Origin of the sequence: Pseudomonas sp. NFACC56-3 (genome assembly GCF_900100025.1) — a bacterium.
GTDB classification, from domain to species: domain Bacteria; phylum Pseudomonadota; class Gammaproteobacteria; order Pseudomonadales; family Pseudomonadaceae; genus Aquipseudomonas; species Aquipseudomonas fluorescens_AA.
In genome coordinates this window covers 213,500-235,760 of record NZ_FMTK01000001.1, presented here as the reverse complement: position 1 = coordinate 235,760, position 22,261 = coordinate 213,500, and the positions used below count along the sequence as shown (strand labels likewise).

Sequence of the window (22,261 nt, the reverse complement as noted above, 5' to 3'; positions counted from 1 at the left end):
TGGGTCGTGGGTCGGCGCTCAGAACCGCAGCGGCCAGACCCTGATGCGTTCGCGCAAGTCACCAAGCAGGCGGGCCAGCCCTTCCGGCTCCTTGATCAGGAACCAGATGATCAGGCCGCCGAAAAGCACCTTCTGCAGGTTCTGCAACTGCCCGGCGTCGACGTTGCCGTTGAACAGCCATAGCCCGGCATGGCTGAGCAGGATTGGCACAAGGCTGATGAAGGCCGCGCCGATGAAGCTGCCGGCGATGCTGCCCATGCCGCCGATAATGATGATGAACAGAATCTGGAACGAGCGGTTGATGTCGAAGCTGCCGGCACTGGCCGTGCCCAGGTAGGCGAACGCCCAGAGCACCCCGGCGATGCCCAGGTAGAAGGAACTGACCGCGAAGGCCAGGCGCTTGTAGCGTTCCACAGGAATGCCGATCACGGCGGCAGCGGTGTCCATGTCACGGATCGCCATCCAGTTACGGCCGACCTGGCTGCGCACCAGGTTGGCCGCTATCCAGGTCAGCAGTACCACGCAACTGAGGGTCAACAGGTAGCGACCGACTGGGGTGGTCAGGTTATGGCCCAACAGCTCCAGTCGTGGGGCGCTGATGGTGCCGGACGAGGCGTAGTTGTAGAACCAGGGGAATTTGGCGAACACCCACTCCAGGAAGAACTGCGCGGCCAGCGTCGTGACCATCAGGTAGAAGCCCTTGATCCGCGAGCTGGGGATGCCGAACAGCAACCCCACCAGCCCGGCGATCAAACCACCGCCGATCAGCGCCAGTGGCAGCGGCAATCCGGGTACGCGCAGCAGCAGGCCGTAGGTGGCGAACGCGCCCACCGCCATGAAGCCGGCGGCGCCGACCGACGTCTGGCCGGTGTAGCCGGTCAGCAGGTTCAACCCCAGGCCGGCCAGCGACAGCACCAGGAACGGAATCAGGATCGCGTTGAGCCAATAGTCGTTGCCCAGCCACGGCAGGCCGACAAAGGCCACCAGCAACAACAGCAGCAAGCCCGGCCGCCAGCGCCGGCGCACCAGGGTCAGGGGCGCCTCGTCGAAGCTGGCAGTCAGGCGCGGAACAGTAGCGGTCATGGCGTCATACCCGTTCAATGATCCGGTCGCCGAACAGGCCGGCCGGTCGGATGTAGAGGAAGATCAAGGCGAGGAAATAGGCGAACCAGGGCGTGATGCCGCCGCCGATCAGCGGGCCGATATAGGCCTCGGCGAGGTTCTCGGCGGCACCGACGATCAGCCCGCCGACGATGGCCCCGCCAATCGAGGTGAAGCCCCCGATGATCAGTACCGGCAACGCCTTGAGCACCACCAGCGAAAGCGAAAACTGCACGCCCTGGCGCGCGCCCCAGAGCAGCCCGGCGACCAGCCCGACCACCCCGGCCACGGCCCAGACGATCTGCCAGATGCGGTTGAGGTTGATGCCCAGCGACAGCGCTGCACGGGTGTCGTCGGCCACGGCGCGCAGGGCAACACCAATGCGGGTCTTGTTGAACAGCAGGGCCAGCACCGCCACGGTCAGCGCGGACACCCCGGCGGCGATCAGGTCGAACTGGCTGATCATGATCTCGCCGACGAACAGCGGGACGTCCTCGATGCCCAGGTCCAGCGCGCGCACCTGGGCGCCCATCAAGCCTTGGGCCAGGCCTTCGATAATGAACGACAGGCCGAGGGTGGCGATGAACAGGGTAATCTGCGAACGGTTGACCAACGGCCGCAATACCAGGCGCTCGATCAGCAGCGCACCGACGACCATCACCAACACCGTCAGGAGCAACGCCAGGGCAAAGGACAGGCCCTGTTCGCGCAAGCTGACGAAGGTCAGCGCGGCGAACAACAGCATGGCGCCCTGGGCGAAATTGAACACGCCGCTGGCCTTGTAGATCAGCACGAAACCGATGGCTACCAGCGAATACAAGGTGCCGGCCAGCAGCCCGCCGATCAGGGTTTCCAGAAAGAAATTCATGGGCGAGGCGTCCCCAGATAGGCAGCGATCACATCGGGATTGGCCTGTACTTCGGCCGGCGAGCCGTCGCCGACCTTGCGTCCGTAATCCAGCACCACCACATGGCTGGACAAGCCCATGACCACCTGGATGTCGTGCTCGATGAGAATCACCGTGGTGCCAAGATCACGATTGATATCGGCGATGAAGCGGCTCATGTCCTGTTTCTCCTCGGCGTTCATGCCGGCCATCGGCTCGTCGAGCAACAGCAGCGTCGGCTGCGCGATCAATGCCCGGCCCAGCTCCACGCGTTTCTGCAGGCCGTAGGCCAGGCTGCCCACGGCGACGTCGCGCCAGGCCTGCAACTCGAGGAATTCCAGCACCCGCTCGGCACGCTCGGCGAACGCCCGCGCCTCGCGCCGGGCACGCGGCAAACCCAAGGCCTGCTCGAGAAAAAACGTCCGTTGGAAGCGCGACAGGCCGGTGAGCAGGTTGTCCACCACGCTCATTTTCTTGAACAGCGCATTGTTCTGGAACGTCCGACCGATACCGAGTCGCGCCGCTTTCAGCGGATGCGGGCGACGCAACGGTTCGGCGGCGAAGAACAACTGGCCGGCGTCGGCCCGGTAGACGCCGTTGAGGATGTTCAGCAGCGAACTCTTGCCCGCGCCGTTCGGCCCGATCAGCGCGCAGATCTCGCCAAGCTTGACGCTGAACGAAAGGTCGGAAATCGCTTTCACGCCCTGGAACGACAGCGACACGTTGCGCACCTCCAGCAGCGCACTCATGCCGCTCGCTCCAGGTACTCCCGCAACCACGCTTGGCGTGCCGGGCCTTGCAGCACCGCGTCTGCGGGCGCGCTCGGCACTTCGATCCGGCGCAGCCGCTGGAAGCCGAGCAGGTGCCGTACCCGCGCCTTGAGCCAACGTCGCAGGCCACGCCGCGGATCGTCCAGGGTCCATTCGCACAGGCGTCGGCGCCAACTGCCTGGAAGTGGCAGGCGAGCTTCGATTTCCGCCGCCAGGGATTCGACTCGCACCGCGGACAGCAATAAGGCCGTGGGGGCGATCTCGCGACGATCGCGACTGGCTGACTCGCGCGTTTCCGGAAACGCCAAGCCTTCGCCGTCCTCCGGCCAGCGACTGAACAAGTGGGCCAGGCCATCGCGCCACTCGGTGCCTTCATCGACCCACACCACCGCGTCCTCGGCGACCTGGGCCCAGCCCTGGCGTTGCGCGCTCGGTGCCTCGGTGACGAACAGCACCGACAGCGACTGCACCTGCCACAGACCCCGATTCGCTATGTTGACCTGGGCCGAATACAGCCGCAGCGGCCACTCCTCATCCAGGCCGCACTGCAGCCAGTGCGACACGCTTTCGCGGCGCTGGACAAAGGCGAACGCCGGGCGGGTCAGGCGTAACTGACGTTGTAGATCCTCACCCCGGCTGTCGCGGTCGATCACCACGCTGTGCCCACCCAGTTGGCGCGCGGCCAGTGCCAGGATCAGCAGGCTCGGCTCGAAGGCACCACTGAGGGCTAGCCGCGCGCCAGGGGCGAAGCCCTGCTGGCGCAAGCCATCGCACACACGCTCGACCTCGCGCTGCACATCGATCCAACGCCAGGCCTTCCAGAGACCGAGGCGCCGATGGCGCAGGGCGATCTGCGTCGGTCGTTCCCTGGCCCAGCGTTGCAAGGCCGCCAGGGCGCTGTCCGTCACTCGGTCGAGCAGCGGCGAATTGAGTTCGTAGATACTCATGCGCTTACTCCTCACCAGCCAGGGCCGGTTCAGCGAGGCGGCTGCGCGGAGCGAGGCGCTTCAAGTCCCGATAGCCGGCGCCAGGGTGGTTAGCGGGCAATCGCGGACCGTCGCCGAACAACTTGTCGCGCAAGGTGCCAGGGCGGTATTCGGTCTTGTACGCACCGCGCTGTTGCAACTCGGGCACCAGCAGCTCAACCACATCGCGGAAGGTTTCGTGGGCCAAGGCGTAGGCCAGGTTGAAACCGTCCACATCGGTGTCCTCGACCCAGGCCTGCAGCTCGTCGGCCACGGTTTGCGCGCTGCCGACAATCAACGGGCCGAAGCCGCCGATACCGACCCAGTCGGCCAGCTCCTGGACGGTCCACTGCTTGTCTGGGTCGGCGGTAGAAAAGGTTTCCACGGCCGACTGGATGGCGTTGGTATGGATGTGCTTGAGCACCTGGTCGGGCCGGTATTGACCGAAATCGATACCGGTCCAACCGGAGATCAGCGCCAGCGCGCCCTCATAGCTGCTGTAGGATTTCAGTTCCCGCCACTTGGCCTGCGCCTTGGCGTCGGTCTCGTCGACGATCACCGTCTGCAGGTTGAAGATCAGCACCTTGCGTGGGTCGCGTCCGGCTTCGGCAGCACGCCGGCGTATATCGGCCACGGTCTTCTTCAGGATCACCTTGGACGGTGCGGCAACGAACACACATTCCGCGTGGCCGGCGGCGAAGTCCTTGCCACGACTCGACGCTCCCGCTTGATAGAGCACCGGCGTGCGCTGCGGCGACGGCTCGCAGAGGTGGATGCCCGGCACCTGGAAGTGCTTGCCCTGGTGGCGGATCTCGTGGACCTTGCTCGGGTCGCTGAAGATGCCGCGCTCACGGTCGCGCACCACCGCGCCCTCCTCCCAACTGCCTTCGAACAATTTGTAGAGCACCTCCAGGTATTCGTCGGCGTAGTCGTAGCGCGCATCGTGATCGCTCAGGGCTTTCTGCCCAAGGTTGCGCGCCCCGCTGTCGAGGTAAGAGGTGACGATGTTCCAACCGATGCGCCCCTTGGTCAGGTGGTCCAGCGTGGACAGGCGACGGGCGAAGGGATAAGGGTGTTCGAAGGTCAGCGAGGCGGTGAGGCCAAAGCCCAGGTGTTCGGTCACCAGCGCCATCGGCGTGATCAACGCCAAGGGATCGTTGACCGGCACTTGCGTCGCCTGGCGGATGGCCGCATCGCCATTGCCACCGAGCACATCGTAGATACCAATCACATCGGCGATGAAGATGCCGTCGAACTTGCCGCGCTCCAACAGCTTGGCCAAGTCGGTCCAGTAATCCAGGTCCTTGTACTGCCAGGCGCGATCCTTGGGATGCCTCCAGAGACCGGGCGACTGGTGACCCACACAGTTCATCTCAAAGGCATTCAATCGAATTTCACGTGGCATGGGAACTCCTGCTCGATAGATTCAGCACCCCTTCCGAGTGCTTCTCATTGCTCTATCAACACGATTCATGCCAAGTAATAAGTCTTTTATTTACAGCAAGTTAGACATGCATTCGTTCACAGAAAATGCCTGCATGGTGACAACCTTGTTGATCAACTGTCCGGTGGCAGACAGTGCGCGGGTGATTCCTGTCACGAAACTCGAACCACCAATATTTAGCTTGACGCCTGAGATGATGACCATCATATTTGGTCGAAATATTATGACCATCATGTGAACCGCCACGGGCCGCAGACTCAGGTTGAGGCACGCCCTCCACCCGCGCAGGAGATGACGTATGGAAGCCAGACCTTCATTGGCGATCACCGGTAGGCAACCGCACGCCTCCACACAACCATTGACCGGCAAAGTCGTGGCGCTGCTCGCGGGCCTGGCGGCGATCAGCATGCTCTCCACCAATATCATCCTCCCGGCGTTTGCGGCGATCGGTGAAGACCTGGGCGTGACCGCTCGCGAGCTCGGCCTGACGCTGTCCAGTTTCTTCATCACATTCGCCTTGGGCCAACTGGTGGTCGGGCCGCTGGCTGACCGCTACGGGCGCCAGAAACTGGTGTTGGGCGGCTTGGCGGTGTTCGTCGTCGGCACCGTCATCGCCGGCCTGGCCAGCACCCTCGATGTGCTGATCGCCGGACGCGTCGTGCAGGCGCTGGGCGTGTGCGCGGCCTCGGTGCTGTCGCGCGCCATCGCGCGGGATCTGTTCGAAGGCGAGACGCTCGCCCGCGCCCTGTCGCTGACGATGATCGCCACCGCCGCGGCGCCGGGGTTTTCGCCGTTGGCCGGCAGCGTGCTGGCCGTCACGCTCGGCTGGCGTGCCATCTTCATCCTGGTGGGACTGGCCGCCGTGGTACTGGCGTTTTTCTACGTGCGCGACCTCGGAGAAACCCATCCCGCCGATCGCCGGGCGCCACACTCGGCCAAGAGCGTGGTGCTCGCCTATCGCCGATTGGTACTGGATAGGCGCTTCATCCTCCCCGCCCTCTCAATGAGCTTGCTGATGAGCGGCCTGTTCGCCTCGTTCGCGGCGGCGCCCGCCATCCTGATGCAAGGCATCGGCCTGACGTCGGTGCAGACCGGCCTGTATTTCGCCTCTACGGTATTCGTCGTGTTCGCGGCCGGCATGGCGGCCCCGCGCCTGGCCCATCGTCATGGCGCTCGAGTCATCACACTCCTGGGCATCGCCTGCGCCATGATCGGCGGTGGGCTGCTTCTGGCAGGTCCGGCCGTGCCTGGCCTGTGGTGGTATGCCCTCTCGATGGTCACTTTCCTTTGGGGCATGGGCCTGGCCAATCCGCTGGGCACGGCGATCACCATGGGCCCCTTCGGCAAAGAAGCCGGGATGGCCTCCGCACTGCTGGGTTTTCTCTCCATGGGCGCGGCTGCGCTGACCACCTGGCTGGCCTCGGTCTTGAGCTTCGCACCGGTCACGACGTTGGGTGGAATCCAGGCGACGGCCTGCCTGGTGGCGCTGGTGCTGTTTCTGTTGCGGGGCAGGCTTTGAGCGACCGTTTAACCGGCCAAGCACGATGGAGGATTGCGCCGGTGAAGCGCCGGTCAATACACCGGCCAGGTTTCGACGATCTTCCCCCCGCGCACGGCCAGCAAGTCGCCAAACTGCAGCAGCACGGACTCAGTCTGGGTCGGCCGTAAAAACACCTGGTCTTCCACGTTCAGCCCCACGGCCGGTGAGCCGTTGACCATTTCCTGGTTGGAACTGCGACCATAGAGTTCGTTACTTTGCAGCCCCGAGGGGGACTCGAACTCGGCCATCCAGTTGCCGCCATAGATGAAGAATGTCCCGCGCTGATTCGGGTTCCACCAGGAGAACAAGCGGGACTTGTCATCCAAAGCGGGAAAATTGACCGCCCCGGTGCTCTTCAACACCGGCGTTGCGATAAAGGCCGCCGGCACATGCTCGGCCAGCGATGGCAAGTCGTAATGCGTCGGCTTGAGAAACGCCGTCCCCACCGAGACCTCGCTGCTCAAGCGCTCCTGTTCGTGTATGCGGTAGCTGGGGCTGCCGGCGGTATTGAGTGTGAGTCCGTTGTGCCAAAGCGCCGGAAAATGCTCACGAACGTAGTTCACATGACCGTTGTAAATGACCATCACCTGGTCGAACAACGCCTGGGACGAACCGAGGATCCGGGGCACGCCCATGCCGACAAACGGGTCATACCCCATGAAGCCTGAAAATTCGAGATGCTGCGGATGAGCACTGATCAGCCTCAGCATCTCGCCGAGCACCGCCTGGTCAGCGACTCCGCCGCGATGCAGGCCGACATCCAGCTCGATATTGACCCGCATCCGGATGCCCAGGCCCTGTGCCAACGCCAGGTAATCCATCAGCCGCTGCGGGGTGTCGAGCAGCCACTGCAATTGCCTGGAAGGGTCAAAGGTACCCTTGTGGGTCTGGTAGAACAGCTCGGCCGAGCGCACCGGCAAAGGCTTGCCGAGCAAGAGGTCGGCCTCGGGAAAGGTCACCGCATCCTGATTGAGGAATGGCTGGTGAAACGACATCAGCCGCTGGCTATCGGTCCGTTTGGCGATGTACGCCAACAACCCCGGTGACGGCAGGGACTTCTCCACCAGCCGCAAGTGTTTGCCGGCACGTTTGACCGATTGCATGACCACATCGATGTTGTGATCGAGCCTATCGAGGTCGATCAGCATCACCGGCCGCATCGGCCCATGGACCTTCAGCTCCTGGTTCAGCGCGCGGAAGTACTCGTTGTAGGGACTGCCCCGGTCGCTCGGACGCAACAGCGCGCCCGCCCCTGCCATCAACGCACCCACTCCCACGGTGCCGAGCATAAAGGTTCTACGGTTCATCAGGACGCTCCTTCGCGCGCAGTCAGGTGCACGTTACGGCAGCGCTACTCCAGCGTTGAGGTTATGCGAGGCCAGAAAGGGGGCTTTAGCGGCCATGCTTCATTGCCTGACCCACCGCCTTCGCGAGCAAGCTCACTCCCACAGGGGATCTGTGCCTATCTCTTTCACCCGCGCCAACAGAACCTGCAGGGGATGAAGCACCGTCACACCCTCTTGCCGCTTCACCTGGCTGCGGCAAGAGTACCCATCGGCAACCACCCTGCCCGACCGATTGAGTTTCTGCAGGAGCGGTTTCCAGGACTGCCTGTAGACCGTGTCGGACGTTCCAGCGTTTCGCGTTTCATGCCCGTAGGTGCCCGACATTCCGCAACAGCCGCTGGCTTGTACGTGAAGCGTCAGGCCCATGCGCTGGAAAATCTTCTGCCATTGCCCGATGCTGCCCGGCTCATTGGTCTTTTCCGTGCAATGGGGCAGGAAGTGGTAAGGCTCTCCCTCCTCCACTGCTGCATCTTCTGGCAGGGCATCCATCAGCCACTCCTGCGCGAGCAACACCTGGGGAGCGTTGCCGGTATCCAGTGTCTTGGCATACTCCTGTCGATAGACCAGGGTCATCGCCGGATCGAGCCCCACCAACGGCACTCGATACCGCTGGAGGCTGAGCAAGGTCTGGCCGTTGAAGCTGGCGGCCTTCTCGAACGCTTTCAGGAAACCCTGCACCTGAAGCGGTTTGCCGTTGGGCGCGTACGGGGCCAGGAAGACTCGGTAGCCCAGCCTCGAGATCAGCTCCACCCAATCAACGAGCAATGGCGTTTCAAAAAACCGGGTAAAAGCGTCCTGAACGAGGATGACACTTTTCTCACGCTGCTCAGCGCTAAGCGCTTCCAGGCGTTGCGGAGTTGCCACCTCTACGTTCCAGCGCCGGCACACGGCGGCAAAATCCACCAGGCTGAGCAGCGGGCTATCGACCATCCCGGCGACTCGTTCGAGCCCCCAGCGGATCGGCCGGGCACTCATCACGAAGTTGTACAGCCGCGGCATCTTGGCGAGATACGGAACCGTGTATTCCAATGAGCCAATCAGGTAGTCCTTGAGAGGACGCAGGTAGCGACTGTGATAAAGCTCAAGGAAACGCGAGCGGAACTCCGGCACATTCACTTTCACAGGGCATTGGCCTGCGCAGGATTTGCAGGCCAGGCAACCGCTCATGGCCTCGTAGACCTCATGGGAAAAATCCGGCTGCCCCATCTTCCGGGCCAGGCTATTCACGGCCCGACGTGCAAGGCCCGGCGCCCCGCCAGCCCCTCGAACCCGTTCGCTGGCCGCCAGTACATCGACACCCTGCTCGCCCTGCAACCTCAGCCATTCCCGAACCAGCGAGGCCCGCCCCTTGGGCGAGTGAATGCGATTGCGCGTCGCCTTCCAGGACGGGCACATGGCGTCATCAGGGTCGAAGTTGTAGCACGCGCCATTGCCATTGCAATGAACCGCCGTGTCATAGCTTTGCCAGACACGTTCATCGATGGTGCGATCCAGGGCACCGCGCATGTCCACTTCATCGACGCGGGTCAATCGAGCGCCGGGCAGCGTGTTCGGGGTGGCGATCTTGCCTGGGTTGAGTTGGTTGAATGGATCGAAAGCCGCTTTCAGCGCTTGCAGCGCGGGGTACAGATCACCGAAGTAATCGGGCACGTATTGCGACCTCAGGCCCTTGCCATGTTCGCCCCACAACAGTCCGCCGTACTGTTGCGTCAAGGCCGCGACCGCATCGGAAATCGGCCGGATCAAGGCGGCCTGGGCCGGGTCCTTCATGTCGAGGATCGGCCGCACATGCAAGACCCCAGCATCGACGTGACCGAACATGCCGTACTGCAGGTCATGGCCATCGAGCAGCGCACGGAACGCCTGGATGAAGTCCGCCAGGTGTTCGGGTGGAACAGCGGTGTCTTCGACAAACGGCTGGGGCCTGGCCTCGCCCTTGACGTTGCCCAACAACCCCACGGCCCGCTTGCGCATCGCATAGACACGCTTGAGCGCATCGGCGCCGATGGCCAGTGTGTGGCCCAAGCGGACCACGGAAGCATCGCGCTGCAGGTGCCGAACGAACTCATGAACCTGCTGCTCAACCGCCGCCTCGTCATCCCCGCTGAACTCGATGAGATTGATCCCGAGCGTCGGCGTATCAGGGTCTTCAGGGAAATACTCGGCGACGCCGTGCCAGACAATGTCCTTCATCGCCAGCATCAGCACTTTCGAGTCCACGGTCTCGATCGACAGCGGCTTCATTGCCATCAACGCCTTTGCATCACGCAAGGCATCCATGAACCCGGCGTAACGCACGTTCACCAGGATGGAGTATTTCGGGATAGGCAGGACGTTCAGTTTGGCCTCGACGATGAAGCCCAGGGACCCTTCGGAGCCGCAAAGAACGCTGTTCAGATTGAAGCGCCCATCGGGCTCGCGCAGATGGGCCAGGTCATAACCGGTCAGGCAACGGTTGAGTGTCGGAAAGGTGTCCCTGATCAGCTCGGCTTGGGTATCGGCGATGTCCACCGCGCACTGGTAGACCTTCCCCACCCGATCCTGGCGTTCGACCAGCACCGGCAACAGCGCGGCGTCGACGGCTGAACTGGTGAGACGATCACCGCCCAGCAACACCGTCGAAAGCTCGAGCACGTGATCGCGCGTCTTGCCGTAGGTGCAGCTCCCCTGGCCACTCGCGTCCGTGTTGATCATGCCGCCAATGGTTGCGCGGTTCGACGTCGAGAGCTCGGGTGCAAAGAACAAACCGTAGGGCTTGAGCGCTGCGTTCAACTGATCCTTGACCACACCGCTCTGTACCCTGGCCCAGCGCTCCTCGACGTTGATTTCCAGGATGTGGTTCAGATGGCGGGAAAGGTCGACCACCACACCATCGGTGAGCGATTGCCCGTTGGTGCCGGTGCCTCCACCGCGTGGCGTGAGCACGACCGCACGGTGCGCGGGTTCGGCGGCCAGGCGCGACAGGATCATCACGTCCTGTTCATCCAGGGGAAATACCGCCGCTTGGGGCAGGCGCTGGTAAATGGAATTGTCGGTGGCCAATACCGTCCGGTCGCCATGGTCGCGGGCAATCTCGCCTTGGAACCCCGCCACTTGGAGCGCATTCAGAAAAGCGTCATAGGTCGCTTTCTGGGGTTCAGGAGGCGATAACCGGGCAATCATGATGTATTCCTACAGGCTGAAAAGCTAATCTATGCATTCACATTACGTATGCTCAGTCCAGGACGTATCGAGCAGCTGCATAAGGTTTTCATGATTCTTGCCTTCCTAGACGGTCGGGGCAAACGTAATTCCTGCTGTTTTTGCATGAGCTTTATGAATGAACCCTAGACGACTGACGCCCTCGATGTCGCTGCTGGTTGCCTTTGAGGCCGCCGCACGCCATTGCAGCTTCACCAAGGCCGCGGAAGAGTTGGCACTGACGCAAAGCGCCGTCAGCCGACAGGTGCAGACCCTGGAGGCGCAACTTGAAATCGAACTCTTCCGCCGCGAAGGCCGAAAGATTGAATTGACCGCCGCCGGCGCGCTGTATCAGCACGAGCTGGCGGCCGCGCTGGGGCGTATTCGAAGCGCAACATTGCAGGCCATCGCCTACAAGAGCGACAGCGGCCCATTGAACCTGGCCGTGCTGCCAACCCTGGGTTCCAAATGGCTTCTGCCGCGGATGCATGAATTCTATGCCAGGCACCCGGACCTGCTGGTGCACATACATTCGAGGATCATCCGCGAGGACGTTCAATCCTCCACCCACGACATGAACGCGATCATCTGCGCAGGCTCGGGGGAGTGGCCTGGCTACATTGCACATCAGCTGCTCACGGAGAAGCTGGTGGTGATCGCCAGCCCGACCGCATTACCCGAGTACCGGGCCATGTCGCCGGCGAACGTTGCCGAACACGCCTTGTTGAACGTCGTATCAAGGCCAGGCGTCTGGTCGGACTGGTTCGACAAGCACAACGTCGACCACCGTAACATGCGATCCGGCCCGAGCTTCGAGCTGACTGCCCACCTGATCCAAGCCGTGTCGGCGGGAATCGGGATTGGGCTGGTTCCACAAATCCTGGTCCAGGATGAACTGAAGAGCGGCGACCTGGTTGCGCTGTTTGAACCGATGGAAAGCGGACGCCGCTATTACCTTGTCTACGCGAGCCGATACCAACACCTGCCGGCGCTGAAGGCCTTCAGTGCCTGGCTTCTGTCGTTGCCGTTTCCTGATAACTGAGGTCGCCCTCACCCATTGCCAAGCATCTGCCACAACGACGCCCCCACCCCGGTAATGCTCTCCCCGGCAATCAACCCCGCCGCCGCGGTAATGGCGAAGCGTTCCGTGAGGCTCGGCCAGCGACAGCTCACCAGCCACGTCAGCACCGCACCGAGCGCCATCATCAGGGACACCGAGGCCGGCAGGACGAAGGCCAGGCCCAGGGCCGCCGTGCTCGGCAGGTAGCGGGCCCGATGCGCCGGCAGCAGGCTGTCGAGGATCCCCAACAACAAACCCACCAAACCGCCGATGAAAATCGCCCAGCGAATGCTCGCTGACAATGAGTCCAGGCCCAGGGTCAGGGTTTGTGCCACGGCCTTCCAGGTGGCGACCGCCGGGGCCGGCCACTCTTCGGTGAGCAGCATGGTTTGCGGGTCCGGGATCAGGGCCAGATAGGCCTGCACGCCGACGATGCTACCGATGAAAATGCCCAGGGTCTGGGCGATCAATTGCTTGCGCGGTGTGGCGCCAATCGCCCGGCCGACCTTGAAGTCGTTCATCAAGTCGGTGCACTGCCCGGCCGAACCACCGGCGGTGTTGGCGCTCATCAGGTTGATCGGCACCTGCCCCGGGGCGACGATGCCGAAACTCAGTTGGGACAATTGCCCGATGGCCCCGATCGGCGGAATGCCCGTGGCGCCGACCACCCGCGCGGCCACCGCCGCCAGGCAGATCGCCAGGGGAATGGTCAACAAGGCCATCCACGGGTTGATACCGAACAACAGCACCTGCAGGCTGACCACCAGGATGATCGACAGTGCGAAACCGGCGACAGGCCCAGGCTTGGGTATCGTCCAGATCGCCCCGCCGCCCGCCTTGGTGGACCGGTGCAATGCCCACAAGCGAATCGCCAGTGAGGCCAGGGTCGAACAGACCATCAGGCTCACCCCCGGCCAGAGCAACCACTCCACCAGCGCCGCGAACTGCGGGCCGGCGCTGCCGTGCGGCAACGGCACCAGGCCCTGTTCCAACAGCCACGGCGCCAACCCGCCCCACGCCAGCACAGCACCGAGCAGCAGGGTCAGGCCCACGCGAATACCGATGATCCCGCCGAACCCCACCAACAGCAGCGAAGGATCAGCGGCAAAGGTCAGGCGCTCCAGTTGAGCGCTCGGAGACCAACGCGGGATGGCCCACATGAAGGTGTCGACCGCCTTGACCAGCCCGGACAGCAGCGCGGCGCTGAGCAGCACCTTCAAGCGCGTCGCGGCTTCGTGGCCGTGGTTGTAGATATGCAGCAGCGTTTCCAGGGTGGCCATGCCTTCGGGAAATTTCAGCGCCTTGTCATTGAGCAATGAGGGTCGCAGGTACCAGGCGATCCAGATCCCCAGGAAACTCACCGAAAAGACCCAGGCCACCATGGGAATGGCATCCAACTGCTGGCCGGTCAGCAAGGTGTAGGCCGGGATGGGCGCGACCAGCCCACCGGAAATGATCGACGCCGCGGCAGAAGCCACCGTCTGGTTGATGTTGCTTTCGTGCAGCGTCCAGGGCAGTCGCCCCACTGATCGACTGGCCAGGCCTTGCCAGATGCCATAGCCGATCAGCAAGGCGATGATCGACATGTTGAACGACCAACCGATTTTCAACCCGGCGTAGACATTGGAGGGTGTCAGCAGGATACCGAGGACGATTCCCGTACTGACCGCGCGCGGGCTGAGCTCGCGTTCGACTGTGACGTTCAAGGGGACTGTGGATGAGGTTGGGTGCATGCGAAGTCCTTATCGGCACTGGCGCAGCCGCCAGATCAGACTGCCCTCCTGTGGGAGCGAGCTTGCTCGCGATGACGGTGGATCAGTGACAGGGATAGAGACTGACACTCCGCCATCGCGAGCAAGCTCGCTCCCACAGGGTCATGTAAAGCGGCCACTCAATAACTGAACGCAGTATTGGCGCAAGGTTCACATGCCAAAGGGAAACCCTGGCAAGCGTGCTTGCCAGAATCGTCAACCCACGGGCAGGAAGTGAGGCATGTCGCGAGCGCTGCCAAGCACCTCCTTGTAAAACGCAAAGGCTTCCTTGCAGCAGCCGTTGAAGGTCAGGTAAGGGATGCTTCTCATGCTGGGTTCTCCTGTCGTCGGCGTCACGATTGACCGGCCATCTGCGCCCGCAAGCGCTCTTCCTGCTCGCGCAATTCGGGGGTAAAGGACTCGCCGAACTCCTCGAGTTCGAAGATCTGGCGGATTTCGATTTCGCTGTCGCTGACCATCGGGTTCGGGCAGCGCGTGACCCAGTCGATTGCCTCCTGCAATGACTGGACCTTGAAGATCCAGAAGCCGGCGATCAGCTCCTTGGTCTCAGCAAAGGGTCCATCGACGACAGTCCGGTTCTTGCCGGAAAACTGCACACGCACGCCTTCGGCACTGGGATGCAGGCCTTCACCGGCGAGCATCACCCCGGCCTTGACCAACTCTTCGTTGTAGGCGCCCATGGCAGCCAACAGTTCTTCGCTGGGCATTTCTCCGGCTTCCGACTCCGGACTGGCCTTGACGATCACCATAAATCGCATGCTCGTATCTCCTGAGAATGGCCACCCTTGTGGCGGCTCTACGGACTAATCGAATGGCAATGGTCGAAATCGACAGCTCGACGCGATTATTTTTCGATGGATCGTTGGCAGCCTGGAAGCCCCAGGCTGCCGTGAGTCATGTCCAACGCTCAGGGATTCCACTGGAATCGATAGATCTCTCGATAACCATTGCTTGGGTCGTACAGCAGCTTCGTCCCGCCGTCCAAAGTGATATTGTCGGCATTGACCAAGTGAACCGGTGCCACGAAGCCACTCACCGGCTGGCCTGCCATCAGCCGGTTCAATTCATCGATCACTTGCCAGCCATGCACATTGAGCGGCTCGGCCACGGTGACGGTCTGGTAGTTTTTTTCCTGTATGCGCAAGAACGCCGAAGCGCTACCGTCACCGGCAGACAACAGACTGATACCGTCGCGGGGTATCGCGGCGCTGGCCAAGGTGGCAACCGCATAGTCGAAATAGATATCGTTGATGGCCAGCGTGTGGGTCCAACGCTTGCCATGGCGCTGAAGCAGTTCCGTGGTGATCGCCGGCATCTTCTCGCGACTTTCGGAGATCGCGACATCGCGCACCTCCAGCAACGAGCACTCCCGACAGGCCCGAATGACACTTTCCATGGCCTTGGCTTTCGCCATGGCGATGCTGTACCTGGAATCGGTCAGGATCACCACCCCGGCCTTTCCGTTCGATTGCGCCACCGCCGCCATGGCCGTGATGCGAGCCACTTCCAGCGGGTCGGTCGTGACGTTCATGGCCATCGGCGTGCCAACGATCGGCCCGGGGCGCTCCCCGGCGTGCCAGCCCACCACCGGCACGCCCTTGTCGGCGAAGACGGCCAGCGCTGCCTTGTTTTCAAGGGCATCGGCGCCACAGAGAATGAGCCCATCGGGTTTCGCCGCCAGGGCATCGGCAAAGGCCTTTGCACGCCCGGCCGCGGATCCAGCGCCATCGAATACCCTCAGCGTCCAGCCCATCGCCTTGGCGGCCTCGCGAGCGCCCTGGGCGACGCCGACAATGCCGCCGTTGCGCATATCTTCTGCGACAATGGCGATGCTCTTGCCACGCTGGGCGGGCGGGCCGGATTCAGGGCCACTCCACGGAACGGCGCCGAGGGTGGCCTTGGCCACCATTTCCTGCGCTTGAGACACCGTAACCGTAGTGTCCGTCGCGACTGGCAGGTCCTGGCCATACCCAGGCGTTGCCGTGAAAAGACAGAACATCGTCGTTGAAACTATCCGGAGCAACCGAGACCTGGTCAAACAGGTTCGATCGCCGCGTGAGATGCCGGGTCCGGAGCCGATGGCGCGATCATAATGTGACATGGCGTCTCTTTTTTATGGATACAGCGTTTACGTTCGGTGCCCGCAAGGATAGTCGGCTCTGCTGTCATCGACCCGAAAGGGAAATAGCAAGTTTGTAACATCCTACCTGTCCCGGCCCTCTGATCAGTTCTGGATCGCTGGAGGCCCACCCTTGGCGCGCCCGGCCCGGCCGGATCTGGACAAGCAATCGTCCTCGACATCCATTGTTCGACGCACCTCGAAGTGAGGAACTTGCCGAGCGCATAGTCTGCGAGCCACCCTGGAGGAGATGGCGATGACACACACCCGCTTTTTTGGAAAAACCGTACTGGCCTGCACGTTCATCCTGGCGATGATCGGTTGGGGAATCGGCTTCTATGGCCCGCCGATTTATATGCAGGCGGTCATTGAGCGCACGGGTTGGCCAATCGCCCAGGTCTCGGCCGCCGTGACCTTGCACTTTCTCAGCGGCACGATTGTCATCGCCAACCTGCCACGACTTTATGCACGCTTCGGCATCCCCGCCATTACCTTGCTTGGCAGCATCGTCCTGGGCATTGGCGTGAACCTCTGGGCTCAGGCCAACCAGCCCTGGGTGCTGTATGCCGGTGCCGTCTGCTCGGGTATCGGCTGGGTGACATTGGGGGCCGCGGCCGTCAACACCCTCATCGCGCCGTGGTACGTCAAGGAAAGACCCAAGGCCTTGGGCAAAGCCTATAACGGCGCCAGCCTGGGAGGCGTAATCTTTTCGCCGCTGTGGGTGTGGCTGATCGAGCGTTTCGGCTTTGCCCCGGCGGCGGCGCTGATCAGCGTCATCGCTGTGCTGGTCATAGGCGCTTTCGCCTTCCTGGTTTTCAACAAGAATCCACAGAGCCTGGGACAACATCCCGACAATGCAGCCCCGCCGGCTCCCGTGCCGGTCAGCGCCAGCGCCGCGCCGTGGACCGTCATGCAGACGCTCAGGTCGGCCAGTTTCCGCACCCTGGCAACCGGTATGTCCTTGGGGCTGTTCGCCCAGATCGGCTTGATCGCGCACCTGTACTCGATCCTGGTGGGACGCATGGGGGCGCATGACGCCTCATTCGCCATGGGTCTGGCCACCGCCAGTGCGATAGGCGGGCGATACGTCGCTGCACGCCTGATGACCCAGGGTATGAATCGCCGACAGCTGGCTTGCCTCGGTTATACCGTCCAGATGCTGGGCACGCTGATGCTTCTGGGCCTGGACCTTCACCCGACAGGGGCCTGGATAGCCGTGGTGCTGATCGGTTCGGGCATTGGCAATGCCACCTCCTTGCCGCCGCTGATAGCACAGGCCGAGTTCAGCCGTGAACACACCGCCAGGGTGGTCGCCCTGATGGTTGCGATCAGCCAGGCCACCTACGCCTTCGCCCCGGCCTTTTTTGGCCTGTTGCGCGCCGCCTTCACCGATCCGAATCACGCCATCGCCGCTGTCGTGACAGCGGCAGTCATCGTGCAGGTGCTGGCCATTTTGTCGTTCTATCGGGGCGTCCCCGCTCGCCCCTTCAAGAAAAGCGTTTTCTGACCTTCACTTGGCCAGGCAATGCGTTGATCGGGCGGCAAACTGACCGCCCGTTTCACCATCAGCGCTGCGCCAACCGCTAAGAACGAAGCGCATCAACCTTGCGCCCAAATCGACTCATTTTGTTGTACAGCCCGCCACGCGACACATTCAAAACGAACACGTGCCTGGACCCGGACTAACGTGCCGTCTCCGACTGCGTCAATGTCAAAGGCTTCAGGGAAAACACTTGGTCATCCGTCAGTTTTTGCACATCGACACGATGGGGGAAAATATTTTTTTCCACGAATAAGTCATCGACTTGCTGCAGCGCCTGAACATCCTGTGGTTCGAGCGGCAACAGCGCCTCATCCCCCCAACTGCGTAGTCGTTGCGAGACTTCCAGGGGAATATCGTTGACCTTGGCGAAGACCCGTGCGTACTCGTCGGGATTTTGCCGGGCCCATTCGAAGGCCTTGGCAAAGCGTTGCAGTACGTCGCTAAGTGCCTTGCGCTTGAGGGGATCGGCCAGGACGTCATCGGAGGCGGTGATAAAGGTCAGGCCGGTATTGATGCCCTCGCCGCTGATCAGCACGCGCGCGCCCTGCTGCTCGGCAAACGCCTGATAAATCCCGAAGGTGGCCCAGGCTTCGATCTTGCCAGCGTTGAATGCGGACAAGGCATCGGTCGGCAGGACAAATCCGACATTGACCGCCTTGTCCTCGACACCGGCATTGGCCAGTGCGCGAATCAACAGGTATTGGGAAATGCTGCCGCGAGCCGAAGACACCACGACGTTGCGGCCTTTCAAGTCGGCAACGGTGCGGATCTGCGAATCAGCTGGAACCAGGATCGCAATGCCTCTTGATTGACTACGTCGTACCGCGACAATGCGCAGTGGCGTGCCACCGGTCGCGGCGGCGAGCACCGGCGTATCGCCGGCCGGCGCCAAATCGACGGCACCGGCGCGCAAGGCTTCGAACAAGGGCGCGGCCCCCTGGAAGTTCGCCCATTCAATTGTGTAGTCGATCCCTTCCAATGCATTTGCCGCCTCGACCACCGTGCGCAAGCCTTTGGCTTGATCGCCCAGAATCAACTTGACGCCGGACAAGTCTGACTTGGCAGCAGATGGCGATTGGGACTCGACCGTGTCACCGCAGCCGCTGAGTAGCAACGCGACGCAGGACAACAACATCAGCGCAGATTTGCGAACGTGTATCGGCATGACAGCACATCCCTGTATCAATGAATTGAAAGCAGCGTCAACCATGGGCAAAACGCCGGACAGTGCTGTTCGTGAGCGGACGTTCAGCCACGGCAACGGTCTGCACCTCGACCCCCAACAGCCCCAGCAAGCGCGCACGGATCGCTTGGAAACCCTCCTGCCCGGTATCTCTAGCCCGCGGCAGATCGATCGACAATTGCTCGGCGATCTTGCCATTGGCCAACACGATCACCCGATCGGCCAGCAGAATGGCTTCATCCACGTCATGGGTAACCAGCAGTACCGCCGGGGTGTGCTTGCGCCACAACTCGATGATCAGCCGATGCATGCGAATCCGGGTCAGTGCATCGAGCGCGGCGAAGGGTTCGTCGAGCAGCAACAGCTTGGGTTCGCGCACCAGGCCACGGGCCAGCGCCACGCGTTGTGCTTCCCCGCCGGAGAGCGTCGCCGGATAGGCCTCCAGACGATGGGCCAAGCCGACCTCCGTCAGCGCTTGCACCGCTCGCGCCTTGGCGTCCGGGGTGTGCAGGCCGAGAACCACATTCTTCCAGGCGCGCTTCCACGGCATCAACCGCGGCTCCTGAAACACCGCGGCCCGTGCCTTGGGCACCCGCAACTGACCGCTGTCGATACTGTCCAGGCCGGCCAGGCTGCGCAGCAAGGTGGTCTTGCCCGAACCGCTGGCCCCGAGCAGCGCGACGAATTCGCCCGGTGCGATGTCCAGGTCCAAACCATCGATGACCCGTTGCTGGCCGAATTGGCGCACCACATTACGCAGTTGTACCGGTGCTTCTGGCTGCAGGTTTTTTGCCGCGATAGTCGACATGTCAGTTCCTCACAAAAGATGGGCGCCAGGCCAGGGCAAAACGCTCGAGCGTGCGGATCAGGCCGTCGATCAACAAGCCGAGGACGCTGTAGATAAGCAGGCAGATCACGATCACGTCGGTGCGCATGAAATCCCGCGCATCACTGGCCAGAAAACCGATGCCGGCGGTGGTGTTGATCTGTTCGACGAACACCAGGGCCAGCCAGGAAATCCCCAGGGAATAGCGCAAGCCGACAAAAAACGAAGGCAAGGAACCTGGCAAGATCACATGCCAGATCAACTCGCGACGATTCAGGCCCAGGGTGTTGGCGGCCTCGATCAGTTTGGGGTCGATGTTGCGAATCCCGGCGAACAGGTTCAGGTACACCGGGAAGGTCGTACCGGTGACGATCAGCGCGATCTTGGTGAACTCACCGATGCCGAACCAGAGGATGAACAACGGCACCAGCGCCAGGGAAGGAATGGTGCGCAGCATCTGCATCGGCGAGTCGAGGATGACCTCACCGCGCTTGGACAAACCAGTGATCAGCGCCGCAATGACGCCGACGCTGACCCCGATGCTCAACCCCAGCAACGCGCGCTGCAGCGACACCAGCAAATGCTTGCCCAGCTCCCCTGACACAATCATCGCCCAGAGGGTGCCGCCTATTTGCGAGGGGGCGGCGATAATCCGTTGGGGGATCAGGCCGAGCTGCGACGCCAGTTCCCACAAGAGCAGCAACGCAACCGGACTGAGCAGGCGCAGGAGGACTTCCGGGGTTCGCCAGGTGTGTAGCCAGCCGGGAATCAGCTTCCATGCCCCCCGGCTTTCAACAGCCTTGCTGACAGAAAACGAGCTACTCGTGCTCTGCGTATCGAAGGTCTTTTCGGTCATCAGGCTTCCTTCCTCATCAAGAATACGGCTTCGAATTCATGCTATTCGCATAAAAAACGTCAGTGAAATTCTTTTTGGGAATAACCTAATATGATTAAAAATCAGATATAAAATAATCCAGATAAATTATTTGCATAATAAAAGCCCGCAGCCCACGTCCCGCGGCGGATGCGTCCCTGACGCACCTTAAAATGCACAGTACTGATATTTACGATTTTATATGATTCATTTAATTAATAATTAACTTAGAACAAAACGGCATTTCACAGCCTTGCCCGCTGCGCCTACTTTCGACGTCACAGACCGACCCCCTGCCCGGTGGAGGCTTTGAAATCACGCCTATCCAAAGACAAGGAACCCAGCATGAGCATCGAATTCATCGGTTACATCGGCGGCCACCAATCCTCGGAAACCCAGCCACGCAGCGGCCCGGTGTTGCAGCCTGAATATGTGGAGACCGTCGCCCGCGCCCATGAGGAAGCCGGTTTCGACCGCGCCCTGGTCGCGTTTCACTCCAACAGTCCGGACAGCACGCTGATTGCTTCCCATGCCGCCAGCGTGACGAAAAAGCTGAAGTTCCTGATTGCCCATCGACCGGGATTCGTCGCACCGACCCTGGCCGCACGACAGTTCGCCACCCTCGATGTGTTCAATGGTGGGCGCACCGCCGTGCACATCATCACCGGCGGCGATGATCGTGAATTGCGCGCAGATGGAAGCTACATCGGCAAAGATGAGCGCTACGCCCGTACCGATGAATACCTTGATGTGCTGCGTCAGGAATGGACCCGCGAAAAGCCCTTCGACTATCAGGGCAAGTACTACCAGGTCGAGGGTGCGCACTCGCAAGTGAAGTCGCCGCAACAGCCACACATACCGCTGTATTTTGGTGGCTCATCGGCGGCGGCCATCGCTGTAGCCGGCAAGCATGCAGACGTTTACGCATTGTGGGGTGAAACCTACGAACAGGTGCGCGAAGTGGTGAATAAGGTGCGCGCCGAGGCGGCCAGGCACGGGCGCAGCATTCGTTTCAGCCTGTCGTTGCGACCGATCCTGGCCGACACCGAAACGCAAGCCTGGGACCGTGCCGAGCGCATCCTGCAACAGGCCACAGCGTTGGCCGAACAGAACGGCTTTGTGCGTCGCGAACCACCGAACGAAGGGTCCCGACGCTTGCTGGCGGCCGCTGCCCAGGGCTCGCGTCTGGACAAGCGCCTGTGGACCGGGATCGCCGGCCTGCTCGGCGCACAAGGCAATTCGACCTCGCTGGTCGGCACCCCGGAACAAGTGGCCGAAGCCCTGCTCGACTATTACGACCTGGGCATCACCACGTTCCTGATCCGCGGTTTTGACCCACTTGATGACGCCATCGATTATGGCAAGCGTCTGATCCCGCTGATCCGTCAACTCGTCGCCGAACGCGAACGCCAGGCCGCTGAAAAAGTGGCTTGAAATAACACGAGCGGGCCTGCTTGCGACAGCGGTGGGTCTGCTTACGTCCATGGCGAATGTGCCGACGTCTTCGCGAGCAAGCTCGTGGTTGGATGGGAGATTCGTGTCCTGTCCACTCATCCTGTGGGAGCGAGCTTGCTCCCACATTGGTTGTGGTGGGATGAGAGATTCGTGTCCCGTCCACTCATCACTGTGGGAGCGAGCTTGCTCGCGAAAGC

General features: G+C 61.9%; 18 protein-coding genes. 4 read left to right on the top strand and 14 right to left on the bottom strand.

What is annotated here, in order from left to right:
* Positions 1-18: 18 nt before the first annotated feature.
* The 6 genes from BLO80_RS00915 to BLO80_RS29815 form a co-directional block, all read right to left on the bottom strand.
* Positions 19-1,083 (bottom strand): branched-chain amino acid ABC transporter permease, encoded by a 1,065-nt coding sequence (locus tag BLO80_RS00915; protein ID WP_092326168.1) that lies wholly within the window; start codon positions 1,081-1,083, stop codon positions 19-21.
* A gap of 4 nt (positions 1,084-1,087) precedes the next feature.
* A complete protein-coding gene (locus BLO80_RS00910; RefSeq protein WP_092326167.1) occupies positions 1,088-1,969 on the bottom strand; it encodes a branched-chain amino acid ABC transporter permease in 882 nt (293 codons plus the stop codon).
* A complete protein-coding gene (locus BLO80_RS00905; protein WP_072405043.1) occupies positions 1,966-2,736 on the bottom strand; it encodes an ABC transporter ATP-binding protein in 771 nt (256 codons plus the stop codon). The genes BLO80_RS00910 and BLO80_RS00905 overlap by 4 nt, the downstream gene beginning before the upstream one ends.
* Complete coding sequence (locus BLO80_RS00900; RefSeq protein ID WP_092326165.1) at positions 2,733-3,704, bottom strand: AMP-binding protein; 972 nt, start codon at positions 3,702-3,704, stop codon at positions 2,733-2,735. The genes BLO80_RS00905 and BLO80_RS00900 overlap by 4 nt, the downstream gene beginning before the upstream one ends.
* A gap of 4 nt (positions 3,705-3,708) precedes the next feature.
* Positions 3,709-5,127: an LLM class flavin-dependent oxidoreductase gene (locus BLO80_RS00895; protein WP_092326164.1), complete on the bottom strand. Its 1,419-nt coding sequence runs from the start codon at positions 5,125-5,127 to the stop codon at positions 3,709-3,711.
* A 90-nt stretch (positions 5,128-5,217) separates the two neighbouring features.
* Positions 5,218-5,373 (bottom strand): hypothetical protein, encoded by a 156-nt coding sequence (locus tag BLO80_RS29815; RefSeq protein WP_175459433.1) that lies wholly within the window; start codon positions 5,371-5,373, stop codon positions 5,218-5,220.
* A gap of 91 nt (positions 5,374-5,464) precedes the next feature.
* On the opposite strand from BLO80_RS29815, the gene BLO80_RS00885 reads away from it, so the two are divergent.
* Positions 5,465-6,685: a multidrug effflux MFS transporter gene (locus BLO80_RS00885; protein ID WP_092326161.1), complete on the top strand. Its 1,221-nt coding sequence runs from the start codon at positions 5,465-5,467 to the stop codon at positions 6,683-6,685.
* A 53-nt stretch (positions 6,686-6,738) separates the two neighbouring features.
* Here BLO80_RS00885 and BLO80_RS00880 read toward each other — a convergent pair whose 3' ends face one another.
* Positions 6,739-7,944, bottom strand: coding sequence for a DSD1 family PLP-dependent enzyme (locus BLO80_RS00880; RefSeq protein WP_175459442.1), 1,206 nt, complete (start codon positions 7,942-7,944; stop codon positions 6,739-6,741).
* A 201-nt stretch (positions 7,945-8,145) separates the two neighbouring features.
* Entirely contained in the window at positions 8,146-11,214 is a 3,069-nt protein-coding gene (locus BLO80_RS00875; RefSeq protein ID WP_092326158.1) for a D-2-hydroxyglutarate dehydrogenase YdiJ, read from the bottom strand.
* Between the two features lie 157 nt (positions 11,215-11,371).
* Here BLO80_RS00875 and BLO80_RS00870 point away from each other — a divergent pair, with 157 nt between their 5' ends.
* On the top strand, positions 11,372-12,274 hold the full coding sequence (locus tag BLO80_RS00870; RefSeq protein ID WP_092326156.1) for a LysR substrate-binding domain-containing protein: 903 nt from the start codon (positions 11,372-11,374) through the stop codon (positions 12,272-12,274).
* Between the two features lie 8 nt (positions 12,275-12,282).
* Here BLO80_RS00870 and BLO80_RS00865 read toward each other — a convergent pair whose 3' ends face one another.
* The 3 genes from BLO80_RS00865 to BLO80_RS00855 form a co-directional block, all read right to left on the bottom strand.
* Entirely contained in the window at positions 12,283-14,025 is a 1,743-nt protein-coding gene (locus BLO80_RS00865; RefSeq protein WP_092326155.1) for an OPT family oligopeptide transporter, read from the bottom strand.
* Between the two features lie 371 nt (positions 14,026-14,396).
* Entirely contained in the window at positions 14,397-14,822 is a 426-nt protein-coding gene (locus BLO80_RS00860) for a YciI family protein (RefSeq protein WP_092326153.1), read from the bottom strand.
* A 149-nt stretch (positions 14,823-14,971) separates the two neighbouring features.
* Positions 14,972-15,991, bottom strand: a complete 1,020-nt coding sequence (locus tag BLO80_RS00855; protein ID WP_092326152.1) for a substrate-binding domain-containing protein — start codon at positions 15,989-15,991, stop codon at positions 14,972-14,974.
* A gap of 448 nt (positions 15,992-16,439) precedes the next feature.
* On the opposite strand from BLO80_RS00855, the gene BLO80_RS00850 reads away from it, so the two are divergent.
* Positions 16,440-17,690: an MFS transporter gene (locus tag BLO80_RS00850; protein WP_092326150.1), complete on the top strand. Its 1,251-nt coding sequence runs from the start codon at positions 16,440-16,442 to the stop codon at positions 17,688-17,690.
* Between the two features lie 175 nt (positions 17,691-17,865).
* Here BLO80_RS00850 and BLO80_RS00845 read toward each other — a convergent pair whose 3' ends face one another.
* Genes BLO80_RS00845 through BLO80_RS00835 form a run of 3 tightly spaced genes read right to left on the bottom strand, consistent with a single transcriptional unit; the run spans position 17,866 to position 20,591 of the window.
* On the bottom strand, positions 17,866-18,891 hold the full coding sequence (locus tag BLO80_RS00845) for an ABC transporter substrate-binding protein (protein WP_092326149.1): 1,026 nt from the start codon (positions 18,889-18,891) through the stop codon (positions 17,866-17,868).
* 37 nt (positions 18,892-18,928) lie between these two features.
* Positions 18,929-19,717: an ABC transporter ATP-binding protein gene (locus BLO80_RS00840; RefSeq protein WP_092326147.1), complete on the bottom strand. Its 789-nt coding sequence runs from the start codon at positions 19,715-19,717 to the stop codon at positions 18,929-18,931.
* 1 nt (position 19,718) lies between these two features.
* Positions 19,719-20,591, bottom strand: a complete 873-nt coding sequence (locus BLO80_RS00835) for an ABC transporter permease (protein ID WP_092326145.1) — start codon at positions 20,589-20,591, stop codon at positions 19,719-19,721.
* A 363-nt stretch (positions 20,592-20,954) separates the two neighbouring features.
* Between BLO80_RS00835 and BLO80_RS00830 the strand changes: the two genes are divergently transcribed.
* Positions 20,955-22,043 carry an LLM class flavin-dependent oxidoreductase gene (locus tag BLO80_RS00830; RefSeq protein WP_092326144.1) on the top strand — a complete coding sequence of 363 codons (1,089 nt, stop codon included), beginning with the start codon at positions 20,955-20,957 and terminating at the stop codon, positions 22,041-22,043.
* The last annotated feature ends 218 nt before the right edge of the window (positions 22,044-22,261 follow it).

Excerpts from the sequence above, each read along its gene's own strand:
- BLO80_RS00895 (WP_092326164.1), bottom strand. The coding sequence starts at position 5,127 with ATGCCACGTGAAATTCGATTGAATGCCTTTGAGATGAACTGTGTGGGT.
- BLO80_RS00885 (WP_092326161.1), top strand. The coding sequence starts at position 5,465 with ATGGAAGCCAGACCTTCATTGGCGATCACCGGTAGGCAACCGCACGCC.
- BLO80_RS00845 (WP_092326149.1), bottom strand. The coding sequence starts at position 18,891 with ATGCCGATACACGTTCGCAAATCTGCGCTGATGTTGTTGTCCTGCGTC.
- BLO80_RS00830 (WP_092326144.1), top strand. The coding sequence starts at position 20,955 with ATGAGCATCGAATTCATCGGTTACATCGGCGGCCACCAATCCTCGGAA.
- BLO80_RS00875 (WP_092326158.1), bottom strand. The coding sequence starts at position 11,214 with ATGATTGCCCGGTTATCGCCTCCTGAACCCCAGAAAGCGACCTATGAC.
- BLO80_RS00915 (WP_092326168.1), bottom strand. The coding sequence starts at position 1,083 with ATGACCGCTACTGTTCCGCGCCTGACTGCCAGCTTCGACGAGGCGCCC.
- BLO80_RS00870 (WP_092326156.1), top strand. The coding sequence starts at position 11,372 with ATGAACCCTAGACGACTGACGCCCTCGATGTCGCTGCTGGTTGCCTTT.
- BLO80_RS00840 (WP_092326147.1), bottom strand. The coding sequence starts at position 19,717 with ATGTCGACTATCGCGGCAAAAAACCTGCAGCCAGAAGCACCGGTACAA.
- BLO80_RS00850 (WP_092326150.1), top strand. The coding sequence starts at position 16,440 with ATGACACACACCCGCTTTTTTGGAAAAACCGTACTGGCCTGCACGTTC.
- BLO80_RS29815 (WP_175459433.1), bottom strand. The coding sequence starts at position 5,373 with ATGATGGTCATCATCTCAGGCGTCAAGCTAAATATTGGTGGTTCGAGT.
- BLO80_RS00860 (WP_092326153.1), bottom strand. The coding sequence starts at position 14,822 with ATGCGATTTATGGTGATCGTCAAGGCCAGTCCGGAGTCGGAAGCCGGA.
- BLO80_RS00905 (WP_072405043.1), bottom strand. The coding sequence starts at position 2,736 with ATGAGTGCGCTGCTGGAGGTGCGCAACGTGTCGCTGTCGTTCCAGGGC.
- BLO80_RS00900 (WP_092326165.1), bottom strand. The coding sequence starts at position 3,704 with ATGAGTATCTACGAACTCAATTCGCCGCTGCTCGACCGAGTGACGGAC.
- BLO80_RS00835 (WP_092326145.1), bottom strand. The coding sequence starts at position 20,591 with ATGACCGAAAAGACCTTCGATACGCAGAGCACGAGTAGCTCGTTTTCT.
- BLO80_RS00865 (WP_092326155.1), bottom strand. The coding sequence starts at position 14,025 with ATGCACCCAACCTCATCCACAGTCCCCTTGAACGTCACAGTCGAACGC.
- BLO80_RS00910 (WP_092326167.1), bottom strand. The coding sequence starts at position 1,969 with ATGAATTTCTTTCTGGAAACCCTGATCGGCGGGCTGCTGGCCGGCACC.